General features: G+C 38.5%; 17 protein-coding genes. 8 read left to right on the top strand and 9 right to left on the bottom strand.

The window, feature by feature from the left end; all coding sequences use genetic code 11:
• Positions 1-79: 79 nt before the first annotated feature.
• Entirely contained in the window at positions 80-847 is a 768-nt protein-coding gene (locus AC2G3J_RS15240; RefSeq protein WP_336952799.1) for a PA3715 family protein, read from the top strand.
• Positions 848-1,001: 154 nt separating this feature from the next.
• On the opposite strand, the gene AC2G3J_RS15235 is transcribed toward AC2G3J_RS15240, so the two are convergent.
• The 9 genes from AC2G3J_RS15235 to sdsA form a co-directional block, all read right to left on the bottom strand.
• Positions 1,002-2,033 (bottom strand): agmatine deiminase family protein, encoded by a 1,032-nt coding sequence (locus AC2G3J_RS15235; RefSeq protein WP_483770227.1) that lies wholly within the window; start codon positions 2,031-2,033, stop codon positions 1,002-1,004.
• 160 nt (positions 2,034-2,193) lie between these two features.
• A complete protein-coding gene (locus AC2G3J_RS15230; protein WP_056514420.1) occupies positions 2,194-2,622 on the bottom strand; it encodes a YbjQ family protein in 429 nt (142 codons plus the stop codon).
• 9 nt (positions 2,623-2,631) lie between these two features.
• Entirely contained in the window at positions 2,632-2,982 is a 351-nt protein-coding gene (locus tag AC2G3J_RS15225) for a YbjQ family protein (protein WP_336952796.1), read from the bottom strand.
• A gap of 103 nt (positions 2,983-3,085) precedes the next feature.
• Positions 3,086-4,546 (bottom strand): multidrug efflux RND transporter AdeIJK outer membrane channel subunit AdeK, encoded by a 1,461-nt coding sequence (gene adeK, locus AC2G3J_RS15220; protein ID WP_336952986.1) that lies wholly within the window; start codon positions 4,544-4,546, stop codon positions 3,086-3,088.
• On the bottom strand, positions 4,546-7,725 hold the full coding sequence (gene adeJ / locus AC2G3J_RS15215; protein WP_336952795.1) for a multidrug efflux RND transporter permease subunit AdeJ: 3,180 nt from the start codon (positions 7,723-7,725) through the stop codon (positions 4,546-4,548). Before adeJ ends, adeK begins: the two co-directional genes overlap by 1 nt.
• 13 nt (positions 7,726-7,738) lie before the next feature.
• Complete coding sequence (locus AC2G3J_RS15210) at positions 7,739-8,995, bottom strand: efflux RND transporter periplasmic adaptor subunit (protein WP_483770226.1); 1,257 nt, start codon at positions 8,993-8,995, stop codon at positions 7,739-7,741.
• On the bottom strand, positions 8,995-9,633 hold the full coding sequence (locus AC2G3J_RS15205) for a phosphatase PAP2 family protein (RefSeq protein ID WP_336952793.1): 639 nt from the start codon (positions 9,631-9,633) through the stop codon (positions 8,995-8,997). Before AC2G3J_RS15205 ends, AC2G3J_RS15210 begins: the two co-directional genes overlap by 1 nt.
• A gap of 159 nt (positions 9,634-9,792) precedes the next feature.
• The gene (locus AC2G3J_RS15200; RefSeq protein WP_336952792.1) at positions 9,793-11,847 is read right to left on the bottom strand and encodes a site-specific recombinase; all 2,055 of its coding nucleotides are present in this window, start codon (positions 11,845-11,847) and stop codon (positions 9,793-9,795) included.
• A 15-nt stretch (positions 11,848-11,862) separates the two neighbouring features.
• Entirely contained in the window at positions 11,863-12,846 is a 984-nt protein-coding gene (gene sdsA, locus AC2G3J_RS15195) for an All-trans-nonaprenyl-diphosphate synthase (protein ID WP_336952791.1), read from the bottom strand.
• Between the two features lie 430 nt (positions 12,847-13,276).
• Here sdsA and rplU point away from each other — a divergent pair, with 430 nt between their 5' ends.
• From rplU to serS, 7 genes are all read left to right on the top strand, one after another.
• Positions 13,277-13,588 carry a 50S ribosomal protein L21 gene (gene rplU, locus AC2G3J_RS15190; protein ID WP_004722561.1) on the top strand — a complete coding sequence of 104 codons (312 nt, stop codon included), beginning with the start codon at positions 13,277-13,279 and terminating at the stop codon, positions 13,586-13,588.
• Positions 13,589-13,607: 19 nt separating this feature from the next.
• On the top strand, positions 13,608-13,862 hold the full coding sequence (gene rpmA, locus AC2G3J_RS15185; RefSeq protein WP_004722560.1) for a 50S ribosomal protein L27: 255 nt from the start codon (positions 13,608-13,610) through the stop codon (positions 13,860-13,862).
• Positions 13,863-14,113: 251 nt separating this feature from the next.
• Positions 14,114-14,809: an outer membrane lipoprotein periplasmic chaperone LolA gene (lolA, locus tag AC2G3J_RS15180; protein WP_004722558.1), complete on the top strand. Its 696-nt coding sequence runs from the start codon at positions 14,114-14,116 to the stop codon at positions 14,807-14,809.
• 188 nt (positions 14,810-14,997) lie between these two features.
• A complete protein-coding gene (locus AC2G3J_RS15175) occupies positions 14,998-16,461 on the top strand; it encodes a carotenoid oxygenase family protein (protein WP_483770225.1) in 1,464 nt (487 codons plus the stop codon).
• 10 nt (positions 16,462-16,471) lie between these two features.
• Positions 16,472-17,092: a hypothetical protein gene (locus AC2G3J_RS15170; RefSeq protein WP_483770224.1), complete on the top strand. Its 621-nt coding sequence runs from the start codon at positions 16,472-16,474 to the stop codon at positions 17,090-17,092.
• Between the two features lie 202 nt (positions 17,093-17,294).
• The gene (locus tag AC2G3J_RS15165; RefSeq protein ID WP_419327610.1) at positions 17,295-18,101 is read left to right on the top strand and encodes an RsiV family protein; all 807 of its coding nucleotides are present in this window, start codon (positions 17,295-17,297) and stop codon (positions 18,099-18,101) included.
• Positions 18,102-18,209: 108 nt separating this feature from the next.
• Positions 18,210-19,481 (top strand): serine--tRNA ligase, encoded by a 1,272-nt coding sequence (gene serS / locus AC2G3J_RS15160; protein WP_419359925.1) that lies wholly within the window; start codon positions 18,210-18,212, stop codon positions 19,479-19,481.
• Positions 19,482-19,529 lie beyond the last annotated feature (48 nt).

Raw genomic sequence — 19,529 nt, 5'->3', positions numbered from 1 at the left:
ATGTGTATTGATGGCGTTTATACATTGTATAAGCGCTTTTTCTTAATATGTTCCGTCTCTATCTATAAGCACAAAATCCATGTTAAACCTAATGAAAATAATATTTAAAATCATCAGTCTACAATTCATATTGATCAGTGCGGTTTATGCAAATATTTGTGATGATACTCAAGTTGTCGCACAAATATTGAAGCAGGCTAAAATTGTAAAGGTTGAACAGTCTTTAATCGACTGTAAACTCGATCCGGTCGATAATTCAAATATGATCATGGCCTATGCCCAATGGATTCCTGTAAAAGGAAATGCAGAAGAAAGGGATTATGCTTTAGACTTATTTAAGTTTAATCCAAAAAATTTAAAGGTGATTTATCACTATGCTGTTGCTGAACGCATGGTTTCGGACGCAATTAGCTTAAATTCTATTGAGCTGGATACTGCAAATTATAAAGTCACTGATTCAAATAGAGCTTTGGGTCTAAGATTAAATTACTCAGGTCACTCACAGCCCTTTCCTTTTTCTATGCAACTTTTAAATTTATATGACCTTAAAAATAAACAACAAATTCTGGACAGCTTGATTGTGACACGTAATCGGGCAGAAGTAGATATGCATTGTAATGCAGATATTGAAGAACGCGCTTCTACCTTAGTCATGCAGTCAACCCAAACCAAGAAATATACGGATATTTTGGTCAATAGCAAAATTAAACGCTACCAGACGCAAGTGATAAACGAGGATTGCCAAGAAGTTAATCATCACTCATCGCAACAACGGTTTGTTTTAAAATTTGATAGGAAAAAATATCAATTTCCTAAAAGTTTTAAAGATGAATATCAGTACCGATAGGCAGTACAGTACAAGAGTATCAATAAAATTAAGTCATTGCAGCGTAATGCTGATTATTCAACATCCATCTTCTCGTTAGCGAAAAAATAGCAGTGAGCTAAAAGATGAATGCTTTTAGAATAACAGGATATTTGAAAGGGTAAAAATCGAATGCTTAATGTATTTTATTGAAGTAGTTTAATAATAATTCAGCATTTTTGCCTCTTAATTGCCATGACATACAGCGCACTCCACCCCCCATATGGCACACCTGTGCAGAGTGAATTGGGATGACTGTTCGTTTGGTTAGACGACGAATTTGCTGTAATGCCAGTGCATCTTGTTTAATACCAAATTGCGGAAAATAAATACGCTCAGGCGTAACCAGCATATTGGTATATAAACCACAAGCTGAACCAAATTTTTCATCATAGATCTCACTGCCATCATAAGGTGTGGTGATTTCATGAATTTTGATATTTGGAATACCGCGTTTTAAATCAATTTTTAACTGTTTGGCGTATTCGGGATCTTCAGGATAAGTGTTAATCACTAACGTATTCTGATCTATAAAGCTCACCACGCCATCCGCATGTTCTAAGCCACCTTGTTCATCCGCTTCAATAAATGCAATATGTTTAGCACCTGTCAAACGGATCAGCTGTGCTCTTGCTTGGGTTTCGGTTAAATGATTGTCAGCTAAGAACTTGGTGCTTAACACAGCATTGCCATAGCCATCTTCAACCCAATTACCACCATCATTGAGCAGTTGGGTCTGGGTAAATTTTAAGCCAGCCTTTTGACTATAGGCTTTAAAGTCTGATTGAACATCATCAGAGATGGCTTGAGCCTTTTTGGTTCCACCTTGTCCTGCTGCGGTATAACGAAAAAGAACAGGTTGATTGGGATTGGCACTACTAAAATCACGCATCCAAATATCTTGCATAGGCGCAATAGTGACATGCTGTTTACCGAGTGCGTTAACATAATCAGGGTAAAGTTGTTGATCGGTTAAGATCATCACATTGTCACCATTTTGAATAATTTTCTTTGCATAATCGACGTGGAAATCAAAGATATCATCGATTTTTTCTGCATAGTACTTATCTTGACTTTGTGGCGAAGCCAATACAATCAATTCTGCATTTATTGTGAATGGAAGCATAGACAGTAATCCGATACTTATTTTAAGTGCTAAAGCTTTCATGATGTCTAACCTGTTCATGAAGTTAAGATTTTTTCATTTTTGTTATGGTTTAGATATTCCCAGATCTTTACATCACCAGAATACAAAACCAGACAGTCCAACAGCGATTATGTATTCTGATGAAAAAATCATGATGATTATTTAAAAAAGAGGAGTGAGATTAAGTTGCTGTTCCATAGGCAAAGACTTCAACCATTCCACCTTGCATACCGAGTTCAGTGGTACTTAAACGTAAGCCCATAATATGCGTTGCTCCAATATTTTCAGCTTCCTGTTTTAATCTAACAATTGCTTCTCGACGTGCGCGATCGACGACACTCTCATAGGTGGTTAAACGACCACCAAAGAAGTTCTGAATTTGCGCGATAATATATTTAAAATAATCATGTGAAATGACCACATTACTACTGATGAGTTGTCCATGCTTTTCAGAGACTTGGAACTTATTGGTATCAATCCGAATATGAGCAAGCCGTTGTTCATTGTCTGCCAATTCTTTTAAATGCTTTTGTTCGATAAAACGTCCAAACCCCCAGCCAATAAAAAACAGAACCAGTGTGAGCCCAATTTTAAAAATTAAACCATCCATCTGTTTCGCCTATTTTGAAAATGGATCAGGAAGTTGTGTCGTGGTCGGTTCAACAATGACTGCAGTACCATAGACAAAAAGTTCTGAAGCACCTTGCGCAATATTAGAGGTAGAAAAACGGATACCGACAATTGCATTGGCACCTAAACCACGTGCTTTTTCAATCATACGATTCATGGCTTCTTGACGCGATTCTTCTAATAATTCGGTATAGCCTTTGAGTTCACCACCGACAATATTTTTTAGACCAGCCATAAAGTCACGTCCGACATGTTTGCTGCGGACTGTGCTTCCATAAACGACATCAAGCTGTTGCTTTATTACATGGGCTGGAATAGTTTCTAAATTACTGAGTTTCATTTTAAATATTCATTGATGATGTCTTACTTTAAACATAGGAAATTATCCACTAAAAAGCAATAAAAAAAGCCCACCGAAGTGAGCTTAGATTATCAAATTGATATTAACTGACTTTTTTATCTTTTGAATGATATTTCAATTCAGATGAAGAGGCCGGTTGTGCAATTTGATCCGCAGTGTTGGCTTTTAAACCACCACCCAGTGTTTTATAGACTTCTACCTGATTGTTTAAGTTCGCTTGCTCTAATAGCAATAAACCTTGTTCAGCAGAGTAAGAGGTACGTTGTGCATCTAATACAGATAAGAAACTATCAATACCTGCACGGAAGCGAGCATTTGAAAGTTTATACGTTGTATTGGTCGCATCAACTAAACGTTTTTGAGCAGAAAGACGATCACCAATATTTTGGCGAGTCGCTAATGCATCATTAACTTCACGGAAAGCAGATTGAATTGATTTTTCATAGTCAGATAATGCAATTTGTTGATCTGTTTCTGAAATTTTAATATTTGCTCTACGTGTACCCCAATCCCATAAAGGAATATCAAGACTAGGGCCTAAAGACCAAACGAATGCACCTGATTTAAATAAATCACTTAAATCAGTAGATGCATAACCCGCAGAACCCGTCAAACTGATTGTTGGGAACAAGCGTGCTTTCGCAGCACCAATATTCGCGCCAGCAGCAGAAAGCTGATATTCAGCTGCTTTTACGTCTGGGCGATTGTTGAGCAAATCACTTGGTAATCCTGATGCAAACACAGCATTCGAGGTAATACGCGTCACACGTTGTGTAGGCAATAAATTGTCAGGAACTGATTGTCCAACAAGTAGATTCAATAAGTTCTGAGCTTGGGCAATTTGAGTCTTATAATTGGCAACATCATTACGTGCGGTTTCAACAGAAATTTGAGCCTGACGAACAGGAACTTCACTGTCGATCCCAACATCAAAACGTTTTTTGTTGAGGTTATAAGAATCAAGTTGAGCTTTTAATGTTTGGTCAGCAAGTTTAAGTTGCGCATTGGCAAATGAATAATTTAACCAAGCTTGAGCAACTTGACCAATTAAGCTGATTTGCGTTGCATCACGGGCACTCGCGGTCGATAAATAAGTATCAAGAGCATTGTCTTTTAAACTTTTTACACGGCCCCAGAAGTCTAACTCATAAGCAGTTACACCGAGACCAACATTATAACGTGTTTGAGCACCAACACCTTGATCTTGACGTAAAAGACCACCACTTGCACCAATCGTTGGTAACTGATTGTTTTCAGTGATTTGATAAGCTTGTTGAGCACGTTGAATGTTCAATGTTGCTGTACGTAAATCACGGTTATTGGCTAAAGCAAGATCAATTACTTGAAGTAAGCGTTGATCTGCAAAAAACTCTTTATAACCTTGTTCAGCAATAGATGTACCAGTGTTATTTTGAATATAACCTGTTGGTATGTTTGCTTGAGCTACGGGTTCTGGGCCACGCATGCTTTGACAAGCTGTCAAAGCAAGCGCAAGTGCAGATACCGCAATGCTACGACCTGAAATAGACCATACTTTCTGCATCACGATTTATGCTCCTGAATATTTTGATTTTTAGGTTTGTACTTAAAGATACTACGAATCCATACGAAGAACACAGGAATAAAGAAGATACCTAAAAGTGTTGAGCTAATTACACCACCCAATACACCATAACCAACTGAGTGTTGGCTACCGGCACCTGCACCGCTTGATAAAGCAAGTGGCAATACACCGAAACCGAACGCTAAAGTCGTCATGATAATTGGACGTAAACGCATTTTTGCAGCATGCAATGTCGCTTCAAACAATTCTTCGCCTTGTTCTTGCAACTCTTTTGCAAACTCTACAATCAAAATCGCATTTTTTGCAGACAAACCGATGACTGCAACGATCGCGACTTGGAAATAGATGTTAAATGATAAGTTAGGATCACCTTTGATGACCATTCCCAACCACGTTAAAGTAAATGCACCAATAACACCTAAAGGTACTACTAATAATACTGAAACAGGGATTGACCAACTTTCATATAAAGCTGAAAGGCAAAGGAATACAATAAGCAGAGAAAGAATCAAAAGCGGAACAGTTTGGCTACCAGATTCACGTTCCTCTAAAGATAGACCAGTCCACTCATAGTCGAAACCTGTTAAGCCCATAGATGGTAACTTACCAATAATTTCTTCCATAGCCATCATGGCATCTCCCGAACTTACGCCCGGTGCTGGTGTACCTTGAATGTTTGCAGAAGCTACACCGTTATAACGTTCTAAACGAGGTGAACCATAAGTCCATTGGCCTGTTGCAAATGCAGAGAATGGAACCATAGTGCCGCTATTATTACGTACATACCATTTGTTTAAGTCTTCAGGCATCATGCGAGCACTTGATTCGCCTTGAACATAGACTTTTTTCACACGACCACGGTCTACGAAGTCATTGATATAAGAACCACCCCAAGCCATGCTCATGGTCGAATTAATATCCGCAATACTAACCCCCATTGCACCCGCTTGCGCTTGGTCAACGTTGATTTGATATTGAGGTGTATCTTCTTGTCCATTTGGACGAACACCAGCAAGACGTTTGTCTTGTGCAGCCATGCCTAAAACAGCATTACGTGCAGCAACTAGCTTCTCGTGACCTTGACCACTTGCATCTTTTAACTGAATATCAAAACCTGATGAAACACCTAATTCTGGCATTGCTGGTAATTGCAATGGCATGATGTACGATGCATCTTTGACAATCATATTTAGTGCCATACCACGTTGAATAATGGCACCAATTTGTGATTCAGGTGTTGTACGTTCACTCCAGTCTTTCAGTTTCATAAATGCTAAACCAGCATTTTGCCCGACACCAGTAAATGAGAAGCCAGAAACTGTAAAGATAGTATCTACATTGGCTTTTTCCTCATTTAAGAAGTAATTGGTCATGGTGGTGATGACTTTATCTGTCCGTTCAAGGCTGGCGCTTGGTGGTAATTGAACAAGCGTCATAACCATACCTTGGTCTTCTTCTGGTAGGAAAGAAGAGGGGAGCATTTTATACAGTCCGACTAAGGCAACAATCACAGCAACGTAGATCACACCAGAGAAGATCTTATGATGGGTCATACGATTGACACCACCTTGATATTTCTCAGCTACTTTATCAAAGCTACGGTTAAACCAACGGAAGAAACGCGCAAAAATGTTATTGCTTGGTTCTTTATTTGGATCATGCTGTTTTAACAATGTCGCACAAAGAGCAGGGGTAAAGGTTAAAGCAACGATTAATGATAAAACCATCGCTGTAACCAGCGTGATCGAGAACTGACGGTAAATTACACCTGTAGTACCACCGAAGAATGCCATTGGCACAAATACAGCAGTCAATACACTGGTAATACCTACTAAAGCACCTGAAATTTGTTTCATCGACTTTTCAGTGGCTTCAACTGGACCCGTATGTTCTTCTTGCATCACACGTTCGACGTTCTCAACCACAACAATTGCATCATCGACCAAGAGACCAATCGCGAGCACCATGGCGAACATAGTTAAGGTGTTGATTGAGAAGCCAAAAATATTAATAACTGCAAATGTACCCAGTACAACCACAGGAACAGCCATTGTTGGGATAATCGTTGCACGCCAGTTCTGTAAGAATAAGAACATCACGAAGAATACAAGAACGATTGCCTCAATTAAGGTATGTACCACACTTTCAATTGAAAGCTTGATAAATGGTGTAGTGTCATAAGCAAGCTTATCTTTTAGACCATCTGGGTAGTTTTTACGTAGCTCAGTAAGACGTTTTTCTACAGCAGCCGCTGTATCAAGTGCATTTGCACCTGTTGCCAGTTTAATTGCTACACCGCCAGCAGGCTTACCATTAAATTTAGAATCAAATTGATAGTTATCTGAGCCTAGTTCTACACGAGCAACATCACTTAAACGAACCTGAGCACCAGAAGCAGTGTTTTTCAGGAAGATATTTTTAAATTGTTCAGGAGTTGTCAGCATGCTTTGTGCATTGACAGTCGCGTTAAGAACTTGACCTTGGATCGCTGGTGCACCACCCAATTGACCTACAGCTACTTGTGAGTTTTGCGCACGAATAGCAGCAGCAATGTCACTTGGTGTCACTTGCAAACTGGTCATTTTAGCTGGGTCTAGCCAAATACGCATTGCATATTGACCACCAAAGACTTGAATTTCACCTACACCTGCAACACGACTGAGTGGTTCAGAAATATTTGAGTTTACATAGTCTTTAATGTCAGCCCCAGAAAGACTGCCATCTGGCGAATAAAATGCAAGTACTTGCATGAAACTTGCGCCAGATTTGGTCACTTTTATCCCTTGACGTTGTACATCTTCGGGTAAAAGTGCGGTCGCTGACTGTAATTTGTTTTGTACTTGAACTTGTGCAATGTCTGGATCAATACCTTGTTCAAAATTCAAGTTGATTGATGCCTGACCATTACCCGCACTGTTCGATGAGATATAACGTAAACCATCTAGACCATTCATTTGTTGTTCAATGATCTGAGTTACTGTGTTCTCAACAGTTTGTGCCGAAGCTCCAGGATAAGTTGCAGCAATTGTCACCACAGGAGGGGCAATTGTTGGATATTGAGCAACAGGCATTTTTGTTAGCGTAAGAATACCCGCCAACATAATCACCAGTGCAATCACCCATGCAAAAATAGGGCGATGAATAAAAAATTGAGCCATATTCGTCTACCCCTTATGCATTTGAAGTAGCTTTTTGTTCACTAGACTTATTTTGTTGAACAGGTTGTGCTGCTGTAGCTGGTTTAGCACCTGCTTGTGGTGCAGCCGCTTGAGGTTGATACGGTTTAGCAACAACTTCTTGTTCTGGTTTTACTTTGGCAATCCCATCTACAATCACTTTATCGCCAGTGTTTAGACCTTGAGTGACAATCCAATCTTTACCTTGAACACCTACAGTCGTTACAGGACGGCTTTCTACTACACCTTTTGCATTTACAATCATCGCGATCGCTTGACCGGTTGGTGTGCGTGTAATTGCAGCTTGTGGAACTAAGTAAGCATTTGGAATTAAGCCTTGTACGATTTGCGCATTGGCAAACATACCTGGCAATAATAAATGGTTAGGATTTGAGAAGACTGCACGTAAAGTCACAGAACCAGTACTTGGATCTACACTTGCATCAGAAAATGCAAGATTTCCTTCCACACCGTAGTAGCTACCATCCTCAAGTTTTAGACGAACTTTGGTATTGTTGCTACGATCAATACTACCTTGACTTAATTGTTGACGTAGACGTAATAGCTCAGCACTTGATTGGCTGATGTCTACATAAATTGGGTCAAGTTGCTGAATCGTGACCAGAGCATTGGCTTGGTTTGCAGTGACTAAAGCGCCAGCAGTGACTGAAGAACGACCAGATTGACCTGATATAGGCGAACGAACTGTCGAATAACCTAGGTCAATTTGCGCATTTTTAACAGCAGCGTTTGATGCTGAAATATCTGCTTCTGCAAGTTTGATTTGAGCAAGTAAATCATCATATTCTTGCTTAGAAACAGCATTGATGCCGACAAGTTGACGATAACGATTTGCTTTAACTTGCAATGCATTTAAATTTGCTTGCTGACGTACTAAAGCTGCTTTTGCACTGTCTAAGTTTGCACGATTGATGCTTGAGTCAATCTCATAAAGAGGTTGACCTTCACGAACAAAACTGCCTTCAGTAAACAAACGTTTTAAAATAACACCATTTGTTTGTGGGCGAACATCAGAGATTTGATACGCTGAAGTACGACCTGAAAGTTCAACAGTTTGTTCTACGCTTTGTGGCTGAGCAACAATGACACCAACTTCAGTCGGCGGCATTTTTTGGGCAGCACCACCAGCTTGTTGTGCCGATTTAGGATCTTTGCTGCAGCCTACAAGTGCAATACTTGTTGCGAGAGCACAAGCAGTAAGGGCAGGGGCCCAAAGCTTTGCCGACATCATTATTCCACCTCGTTTAGATTTTTATCTAAAAATAATTTGTTCTGTCTTAACGTTTCTCGTGACAGTATGAGCCATAAAATAGCAGCCCATATGACACCTATACCCCATCCAGTGAGTACATCAGTTGGGAAATGTGCACCTAGATAAACTCTAGATCCCCCCATGCTTAGAAACCATAAAAAGCCCCCTAAGCTAATCCATTTAGCTTGGCGATGCTTTTGAAATATAAACATAATCGAACAGCAGACAATAGCAGCATAAATACTGTGGGCACTAGGAAATGAAGCACCATAGGTTTGCACCATTTGGTAGATTTCATCAGGTCTTGGACGATTGACTAGATATTTAATAATCCAACCAATTGCCGAAGCACCAAGTAGACCAATGCTGATCATCAGTACATTCGCATATTGTTTGAGGCGTATGAAATATAAATTGCATAGCCCTGCGATCACAATCATTGACGGTAAGCCGCCCAGATAGGATAGGGTAAGTGCTAAACCATTTAAGACCTCTAAACGGTGTGTACTCATCCATACAACGCTTGAAAAATCAAATTGTTGTATCTGGTTAATGTTTAAACCAACACTCCCAATAAGTAAACCTATACAGCCAATAAGGAGCAATACATAAGGCATAAGATAACCTAGAGTATATAAATTGCGTACGTTAAGTTTATTTAATGCACTGAAGTGTACTAGCCAGTACACTTTTTTTCAAGTGAGTAAATTTAGGTAATTTATACTAATTTCTTTTTGTGAAATATTTAACAATTTGCACAAAAATTAACAAAAAGCTTAGTGATTTAGTTTGTTTTGTGAGTTTGCCTCATCTTCCAGTTGTAACGGTTGCTTTGGGGGCCAAAAGAAATCTAAAGGACGGGTAGAAAAATGGGTAAATATAAGTTTTGCCAATGGTTTCCATTGCGAAAAACGAACTTGTCTTGCTCGAAGTGCCACAATAATGGTGAGGGTGAAACTGACAAATAAGTTGGTTAAACCAATACACAACACGCCAAGGAAAGACACAATAATGAGACCAATATCAGGTGAGCCATTGATGGTCATTAAGCCTTGAATAAAGTTGGCAGCAGCAAAAGCAATATGACGGATATCTAATGGTAAGCCTAAAATAAACCCAATTGTTCCCATACTTCCAAGCATAATACCAAAGATAAAATTACCTGCTAAAGCACCCAAGTTTCTTTCTATATAGTCTGCAAATTTTTCCAACCTTGCTTGTCCCATTATTTTTTTCAATTTCATATGGGCTTTTAAACGAGGACCGACTTTTCGATAGACTGACATATTGTCAAAATATCCAGCGATTAATCCCGATAAAAATAAACAAACACCAGCGATTGCTGCATGTGGTATTGCTAGTGAGGTAAATGGATTTAGACTGGCGAGTAAGGTTGTCGCTTTCGCATGGGTTAAAAGTGGTTCATGCATCGAAAGTTGCCATAGATACGTTATTAAAGCTGCAGTTGGAATTGCAATCGAAATATTTCCCAGAATTGCAATAAACTGCGTCCGAATAATATTAATAATCAGTCCTGCAAGTTCAGCAATTTGTGCTGTTTTTGAACCTTTTTGGTGCTGAACTGTTGATGCTAGTGCGGCTGCAGTCATTGCTGGTTGCTTTGTTGCTACAGTAAAGTGCAAAACATGAATCAGTATAAAACCCAATGAATAATTCATGCTGTAAAGAAAAGCATGCATAAATGGTGCAAGAACTAAACGTGCTGTCAGTATTTTAAGTGTTGCCATGGTGGCAATAATCGCACCTGCACCTGCAGCTGCTTTATACATGCCAAAGAAACCTTTCTTATCGGTACTGACATAATGTTCGCCCGTCTTACTTGCATTTTCAGTGACTTGTAGTGCAATCAATTCACTATTAGTTTTGAGTAAATCACGTACACTGGTTTCACTATAGTGTGCATTGACTAAATCGGTGAGTAATTCGCCACAGAGTTGATAACGAATTTGATCATCTTCTACAAGTAAGTTGAGAAGCAGTTCAATTCGATCAATACATTGTTCTAGTAGCGATAATAAATAAGTCAAACTTAAGCTAACACCAATCCGTTTAATTGCTCGACGGATTTTTAATACCACATCGCGGCATTGTTCAATCATAACCAAAGCTTGATCTGCATCTGGAGCTATACCAATAGCAAGCTCATCTTCATCTTGATGCTGCTTCTTATACGCTTCTATAAATTCAACTATTTCACGATTTTGAACTAAAAAAGGAGATTCATATTCCTGAAGTTCTGGGTAAGCATTGATAAATTCAGGATACAGACCAATACCACTGATTCGATAAGAAAGTACTGTGATGGCTTTAACAATGTCGCGTTTAATTCCCAATTTATCGTTTTTATAACGATGACCTTGATTCAATAAGCGGAATAGTTGTTCCCATTTCTTTTCACTTATATTTTCCAGCCAATACTTATCGCTACGTTGATGAAACACTTTGCCGACCAAATCTTTGAGATCTGATTCGTCTTTTAATAAAGGTAGAAAATGTGCGCCGATACGTTGTCCAAGCTGATTCCAGAAACCGTCTAAGGATAAAATCCCACTATCTGCATATAATCCTGCTTGTTTATAGTGGTTAACCAGTTTTAGTAAGTAACCTTGAAACGCAGATGATGCATTTGGTGTGATTAAGAGTGCTTGAAGTAACTCCTCAAATTTATTTTGACTTTCTTCTAAATTGTGGCTGTCAGTAGGTCTGATACGATTGATTAATTCAATTAATATATCAGGATTGGGAACAACTTTTATGCTATCAAGTTGTTCCTGCATAAGGAGGAAAAGATCATTAAATTGTATATGCATAAGCCTTGTTAAATTTTATTGAATTCGATGTAAGGCAAGTTGCGCTAAATTATACAATGCCTGGCGATACTCAGATTCAGGTAAATGATTTAAAGCCTGAATCGCAGCATGAGTTTCTTCTGTTGCACGGCGACTACAGTAATCTAAAGCACCTGAGGTCTGAACAATTTGAATCACCCGATCCAAATCGCTTGTTCCTCCAGTTGCAATACTTTTACGGATAATCTCGTGCTCTTCACCTTGGGTATTTGCTAAGGCTGAGATTAAAGGTAAAGTGGGTTTACCTTCCATTAAATCATCACCAATATTTTTACCTAATGTTTCAGCATCAGAAGTGTAATCTAAAATATCGTCAATAATTTGGAAGGCATTGCCAAAATGGCCAGCAAATAAGCGTAAAGATTCACGATATTCAGGTTTCCCAGCAAGGATTGCAGCACCTTCAGTTGCAAGTTCAAATAAACGAGATGTTTTACCGTGAATAATATCTAAATATGTTTGTTCAGTTGTTTCAGGTTGATGTTGGGCTTGGAGTTGTAACACTTCGCCTTCAGCGATTTCACAAGTGCCAGTTGAAAAGTCTTTTAACAAAATCATATTGTCTAGATCGACAAGAAGATCGAAAGCCCGAGAAATAAGGAAATCCCCAACCAATACCGCAGTTTGGTTGTTCCAAGTCGCGTTAGCAGTTGGACGACCACGACGTAAACCAGATTCATCGACCACATCATCATGCACTAGTGTTGCAGTGTGTAACATTTCTATGATGGCTGCCAGTTTACGATAAGGCTCCATCTGTAAGTCTGTTGCACCACATGCTTTTGCTGCAAGTAGGCACATAATTGGACGCATCCGTTTACCACCAGCTTCAACAACATGTTTACTGACCGCCATTACTAAAGCAACTTTTGAGGTAATCCCTTCATTAATAAACTTGTCCATTGCAGCAAAGTCGGTTGCAACTGGAGCGAGAATATCTTGCTTAAAGTCGATGGTCATCGGGTGGGAGCCTCATGCAAATGCGTTATAAGTTGCTAGTGTAACAATTAACATGTCTCAATGTTGCTTTTGAAAGCAGACATCGTGCCTGAATCTTAATGATTTGTTCCTCCTTTGTCCAAAGATGAATAAAGCATTTAACATTCAATAGATCATTCTTTTGAGCTACATAGTAGCGGATTTGTTTTAAAAATCTATTTCAATTTTAGCTGGATCTTAAAAAAAAATTCATATTATCAAAGGGAGAATCTTAAAAAAATGAATATATGCAGATTATTTTCTATACAATGCTAATATTTGCTGGAAATGACTTGTTGTTTAATTCATTATCACTTAAAATCTTTGCCCTTGAATAACCCCCAGTGGCGTTCGTCTTAAGATCGGTATATTCCTTTATCGGCACGACGACACGGGTCAGTTGGAGTACGTTATGTACGCAGTAATCCAAAGCGGTGGTAAACAGCACCGTGTTGTTGAGGGTGAAACCCTTAAAGTAGAATTGTTGAAAGCTGAAACTGGCGCGACTATTACATTTGATGATGTATTAATGGTTGTGAATGGCGAAAGTATTCAAATCGGTGCTCCAGTTGTAGCTGGCGCAAAAGTAACTGCAGAAGTGGTTGGTCACGGTCGTCATGACAAAATTCGTATTGTTAAAATGCGTCGTCGTAAGCACTACCGTAAACAACAAGGTCACCGTCAATGGTTTACCGAGTTGAAAATTACTACGATCGCAGGTTAATCACTAGGAGTATATAGACATGGCAACTAAAAAAGCCGGTGGTTCGACCAAAAACGGTCGTGATTCGAATCCTAAAATGTTAGGTGTTAAAATGTACGGTGGTCAAGCTGTGACTGCTGGTAACATTATCGTTCGTCAACGTGGTACAGAATTCCACGCGGGTACAAATGTTGGTATGGGTCGTGACCATACTTTATTTGCTACTGCTGACGGCGTAATCAAATTTGAAGTGAAAGGTCAATTTGGCCGTCGCTATGTATCTGTTGAAGCGTAAGTTTTAATAGTGCAAAAAAGCCCGCTTTATTGCGGGTTTTTTTATCAGTTTTTTTAGCATTAAAGAAAAAACCATCTTCATCATGATGAATAATTTTCAACATATTGCACCAATAACAATACAAAACTTCTTATTTTCTCAATTATTACTGACTCAATTTGGTTTAAGATAAGCAATCTAATAAATTACATTCTGTGCCAAATATTATCTGAATATTTTAATTGAGGTGCAGACATAGAAAAGGTGGACATATGAATATGCTTCGTAAAACGATGGGTGCAGTGGCTATAAGTGCAGCGCTGTTTGCACCTGTAATGAGCACAACAGTTTTTGCAGCAACTGCTGCTTCGGAGCAACAAGCAACCGCAAATCTGGTTAAACAACTCAGTGGTGTAAAAAGCTTTACTGCAAATTTTGAGCAAACCACAAAAGCGACTCAAACAGGTAAAGTTGCACAGAAAAAGGGTTTAACCGCTCAACATATGAATCAAACTTTTAAAGGTACAATGAAGGTTGAGCGCCCTGGTAAATTCTATTGGGAAACCACGACACCCGCGAAACAGACTATTGTGACTGCAGGTCGTACAGTGTGGATTTATGATCCTGACTTACAGCAGGCTGTACGCCAAAGTTTAGATGAGCAGGTTGCCAATACACCGGCATTACTACTCAGTGGTAATACCGAGCAAATTCAAAAGGCTTATCGTATTACTCAGCCAAATGCAGGTAAAACTTACTATACCTTGTATCCAAAACAAAAAGATGGTGCTTTCCAAAGCTTGACGATTAGTTTTGGGGCGAAAAATGCACCGACTTTAATGATCTTGCAAGATTCTTTAGGTCAAACAACCACTGTGCGTTTTAACAATGTACAGGTCAATGCGGCTATCCCAGCATCTACCTTTAATTTTGTGCCACCTAAAGGTACAGATATCATAGATCAATAAACGATTTTAAGTGAATAGAAGAGCAACCATAAGGTTGCTTTTTTTATGCCAATTAAACAGAACAAAGCAATAGACTCGGTCATGTTAATCAGGCGAATGATAAATAGCGACGAGCAAATAAAGTGGCTTTCAATATAAGATTATTCTATGCTCAAACAAGGGTTTGAATATAAAAATAGAGATTCTGTATGTATCGCAAAACACAATTGAAACTCAAACATTACCCAAGGATAACTGCGCAAAAATCATTTTTTAATGTTTTGAGACAAAAGTTAATCTGCGTGATTGGGCGATTTTTAAGGCGACATCGTCGTGATAAGGAAGTTAATCTATATCACAAAAAGCTTTACCAACCAGTTGAAGAAATCATCACAACTCACTTAAAAATATCAGGAATTATCCCAGATCATTTAAAAGGCTTATTGTTAAGAATTGGTTCAAATCCGATTGAGATAGAAAAGCCTTCATTATTTGAGTGGTATCTTGGTCATGGAATGATTCATGCACTCAAATTACAAGCAGGTAAAGCAATCTGCTTTAAAAGCAGTATGCTGGCCACAGATACTGTACAGAAATATAAACAACGTCCCTCAATAGGTGGTTTTCGCCGTGGCGCACATGATGTTGTAAATACCAACATTTTTAAACATGCAGGAAAGCTTTGGGCAGTGATTGAAGCTGGCGCGTTTCCGATCTGCTTAGATGATGAGTTAAATGCAGAACGTTATCAGTTGTTTAATAGTGATGCTGATTTACCGTTTACGGCACATCCTCGTAAAGATATCAAAACAGGGCACCTACATGCGATTAGTTATGATGCCTTAGATCGTAAAAATGCCTATTACCAAGTGATTGATCAGCATGGCGATTTGATTCATGTGACGCAAATTTTATTACAACATGGTCCCATGATTCATGATTGTCTCATTACACAACATGAAGTTTTGGTTTTTGATTTTCCACTTACTTTTTCTATGGCTCGATTATTACGTGGCGCAAGTGTTCCGTATCAATGGAATAAACAACATCCAGCGCGTATCGGAATATTGCCTAAATATGGAAATGCTGAAAAGATTCAGTGGATTGAGCTTGAGCCATGTTTTGTTTTTCATGCGGCAAATGCTTTTCGTGATCATGAAAATAGAATTATTTTAGATGTTTTAGTACATCAGGACGATTTTGAACATTCTCAACACGCAGCTTATGAATTGCAACATGCACAATTAGAGCGTTGGAGCATTGATCTAAACTCACAGACATTAGATAGATCTGTACTCGACTCTCGGATTCAAGAATTTCCGAAAATTGATGCGCGTTTTACTGGGATTCCATATCGTTATTTATATACTTTGGGTTTTGCTGGAACTGCATTGTTCAATTGTTTATATATTCATGATTTAGAAATGCAAACATCGGTGAGTTATGATTTTGGTATACAGTGGGCAATGGGTGAAGTCACTTTTGTGGCTGAGCATGAGCACAGTGCAGAAGGGCATGGTTATTTGATGGCCTATTTACATCATTTGGACGGAGAAGCAGCCAAAGCTTTTATTTTAAAAGTAAATGGATTGGAAATTCAGCCACAAGCTGAAATTGATTTGGGGGTACATGTACCACTGGGGTTTCATTGTAATTGGGTGGATTTAGCTTAAGGTTTGAATTATGACTGTAGATTTTAAACATCCCTTATATCATCCGGAAACGGCCTCTAACTCTTTTATGACTGCAGATCTTATTTTGTGTTTAATCAAGCTTTATGAAGTTTTTTCAAACAGAGAACCCACTTTTGAGCTGAGTCGTTACTACGATGTATATTTAGAAGTCACCCCAAATAAAAAAATATTAAAAGCTTTATTTTCAGTTCACAATAATTATGAAAAGTATCTTTTAAATACAATTTTCTATTGTTATGACATAAAGAAGAAAGTGTTTATTTATGATGACGCGAGTGATTTATTTGAAGAACAAATTGATGAAGTCAGATGCGATTTTGAGGATAATTTAGATGGAGTTGTCAGTCCTGCAATCACATTGAAAATGATCAAACAAGCTGGGAAGTATTTTGTTCAACATAATGAACGTGGTGCTCCACGACAGTTCCATACTTTTGTGCTAACATTTTTTAGTGATAATGATTTATTTGTAGTTTTGGCTCAACCCAGTGTTGGCCCTGACCCTGAGGATTGGATGTTTGGTGTTATTAGTGGTATTCAATGTTATTTAGTTTTTGATCTAATGAGTTTAAAAATTATAAAAATAGTATTATTTGCACACAAGAAATGATTATTTAAAACATAGTTATCAACAAAAAAGATGGATAAATGCGCGTATCAACAGGAAGAAGATGTTAGCAGAAAGCAAATCTTTGAAATAACAACGCGCTTATTTACAGTGTAAATAGGTGATAATTACAATAATGAATATTAATTTAAAGGTTCTGGTTTTATGATAGGGCTATTACTAAATATGCTTTAAAGATATAGAAATGAAAGTAAATTTTAAAAGTGGTCTGATTTTTTTATCTCTTTTATCCAGTATGCTCATGGTTAGCGCATGCCAGGAAAAGCCGGAACCTCAAGCAGAACAGGCTGCAACTGCGACTCAACACGCGCAAATACCGCTGATTCAAGCCAAAGTTGAGCGAGTCAACGTGGTAAAAAAACAGTTTTGTGATGAAGATGGTTGTACACAATATGATTTGCAAACTGTTAAAAGTAATGTGCCTTGGCTAGATGATTATTTTCTAAATCGTATTAAAAAAGATGTACCTGGCGCATTTGAAAAAGATCAAAATCATGCCCAAGCTGAAAGTGAAGCGCAATCTTCAGCTAAAGGTTTAAATCAAAATTCAATTTATGTTCGTTTTATTTCACAACAAAATAATTTAGCCACTTTTGTGATCCAGACTTATACCTATGTAGCAGGTGCAGCTCATGGGATGTATCACAATGAATATGTGACATTCGATTTAACCACGCAAAAGCGCCTCGCCTTAACTGATATTCTAAAACCAAACGTGGAAGCAAAAGTGGCTGAACAGCTTTATGATGCCAATGCGAATTGGTTGATTCAAAAAGATATTACACGTGAAAAGTTGCAGTTAAGCGATAACTATTATTATGGTGTAAATGGTCTAGTTTTTGTTTATCCACTGTATGAGCTTACCTCTTATGCAGAAGGTATGCCTGAGTTAAAACTGCCGTATCAAGTTGCAAAAGATTTGATTAAAGCTGAGTATTTACCAAGTCTACCTCAAGTCGAAGCGGCTGTCGAAAAACCTGTTACACCTTAATTGCCTTCAAATCATACAATTCATGTATGTCTAATGCTCTGTCACTGTATTTTTTACAGTGAAGAGCTTACACTATAGTCAGTTTTTTTCTTACCCTTTAGATTGACTATGATCGACCCGAAATTAATCAGAAATAATATCGAGGCTGTAAACTTAGCCTTAGCCAAACGTGGTGTACAACTCAACGTTGAAGAATGGGCATCACTAGAAGCTCGCCGTAAAGAAATCCAGTCTAGAACTGAAAACTTACAGGCAGAGCGTAATTCGGGTGCGAAACAAGTTGGTCAAATCAAAAAATCTGGTGGCGATGCTTCAGAAATCATGGCACGTATGGGTGCGATTGGTGATGAAATTAAAGCTGCTGAAGTTGAATTGAATGAACTTCAAGCTGAATTAGAAGCAAAATTACTCTCTATCCCAAACATGCCACATGAGTCTGTACCAGAAGGGAAAGATGAAAGTGATAATGTTGAAGTATTAAAATGGGGAACACCGCGTCAATTTGATTTCGAAATCAAAGACCATACAGACCTTGGCGAAATGATGGGTGGTTTGGAGTTTGAAACGGCAACCAAGTTAACGGGGACACGTTTCAGTGTATTGAAAGGTCCATTAGCCCGTTTACAACGTGCATTGACCCAGTTCATGCTCGATACGCATACCCTGAAAAATGGTTATACTGAAGCATATGTACCCTATCTTGTTAATGCAGACTCATTGCGTGGTACGGGTCAACTGCCTAAATTTGAAGAAGATTTATTTAAATTACAAGGTGAAAAAGAATACTATTTGATTCCAACGGCTGAAGTTCCAGTGACGAACTTTGTACGTAATGAAATCATTGATGCTGATCGTTTACCGTTGAAATATGCTGCGCATACACCATGTTTCCGTAGTGAGGCGGGTTCTTATGGTCGTGATACTCGCGGTTTGATCCGTCAACACCAATTCGACAAAGTTGAAATGGTTCAAATCGTAAAACCTGAAGATTCAATGGATGCTTTGGAAGCATTGACAGGGCATGCGGAAGGGATCTTACAAGCATTGGGTTTACCATATCGTAAAATCGTTTTATGTGGTGGTGATATGGGCTTTGGTGCATGCAAAACTTATGATTTAGAAGTTTGGGTACCAAGCCAAGATACATATCGTGAGATTTCTTCTTGTTCAAGTATGGGAGATTTCCAAGCACGCCGTATGATGGCGCGTTATCGTGCAGATCAAAAGAAAACTGAGCTGGTACATACTTTGAATGGTTCAGGCTTGGCTGTAGGTCGCACTTTATTGGCTGTGATGGAAAATTACCAACGTGCTGATGGCTCTATTGAAGTGCCAGAAGTGTTACGCCCGTACATGGCTGGTGCAACATTTATCGATTAAATGTCGAAAACTCGATATTTGGTTCAGTTTTGTGCATAAATATTGCTT

Source organism: Acinetobacter legionensis, from assembly GCF_057165765.1.
This window is presented reverse-complemented; position numbering and strand designations above follow the sequence as displayed.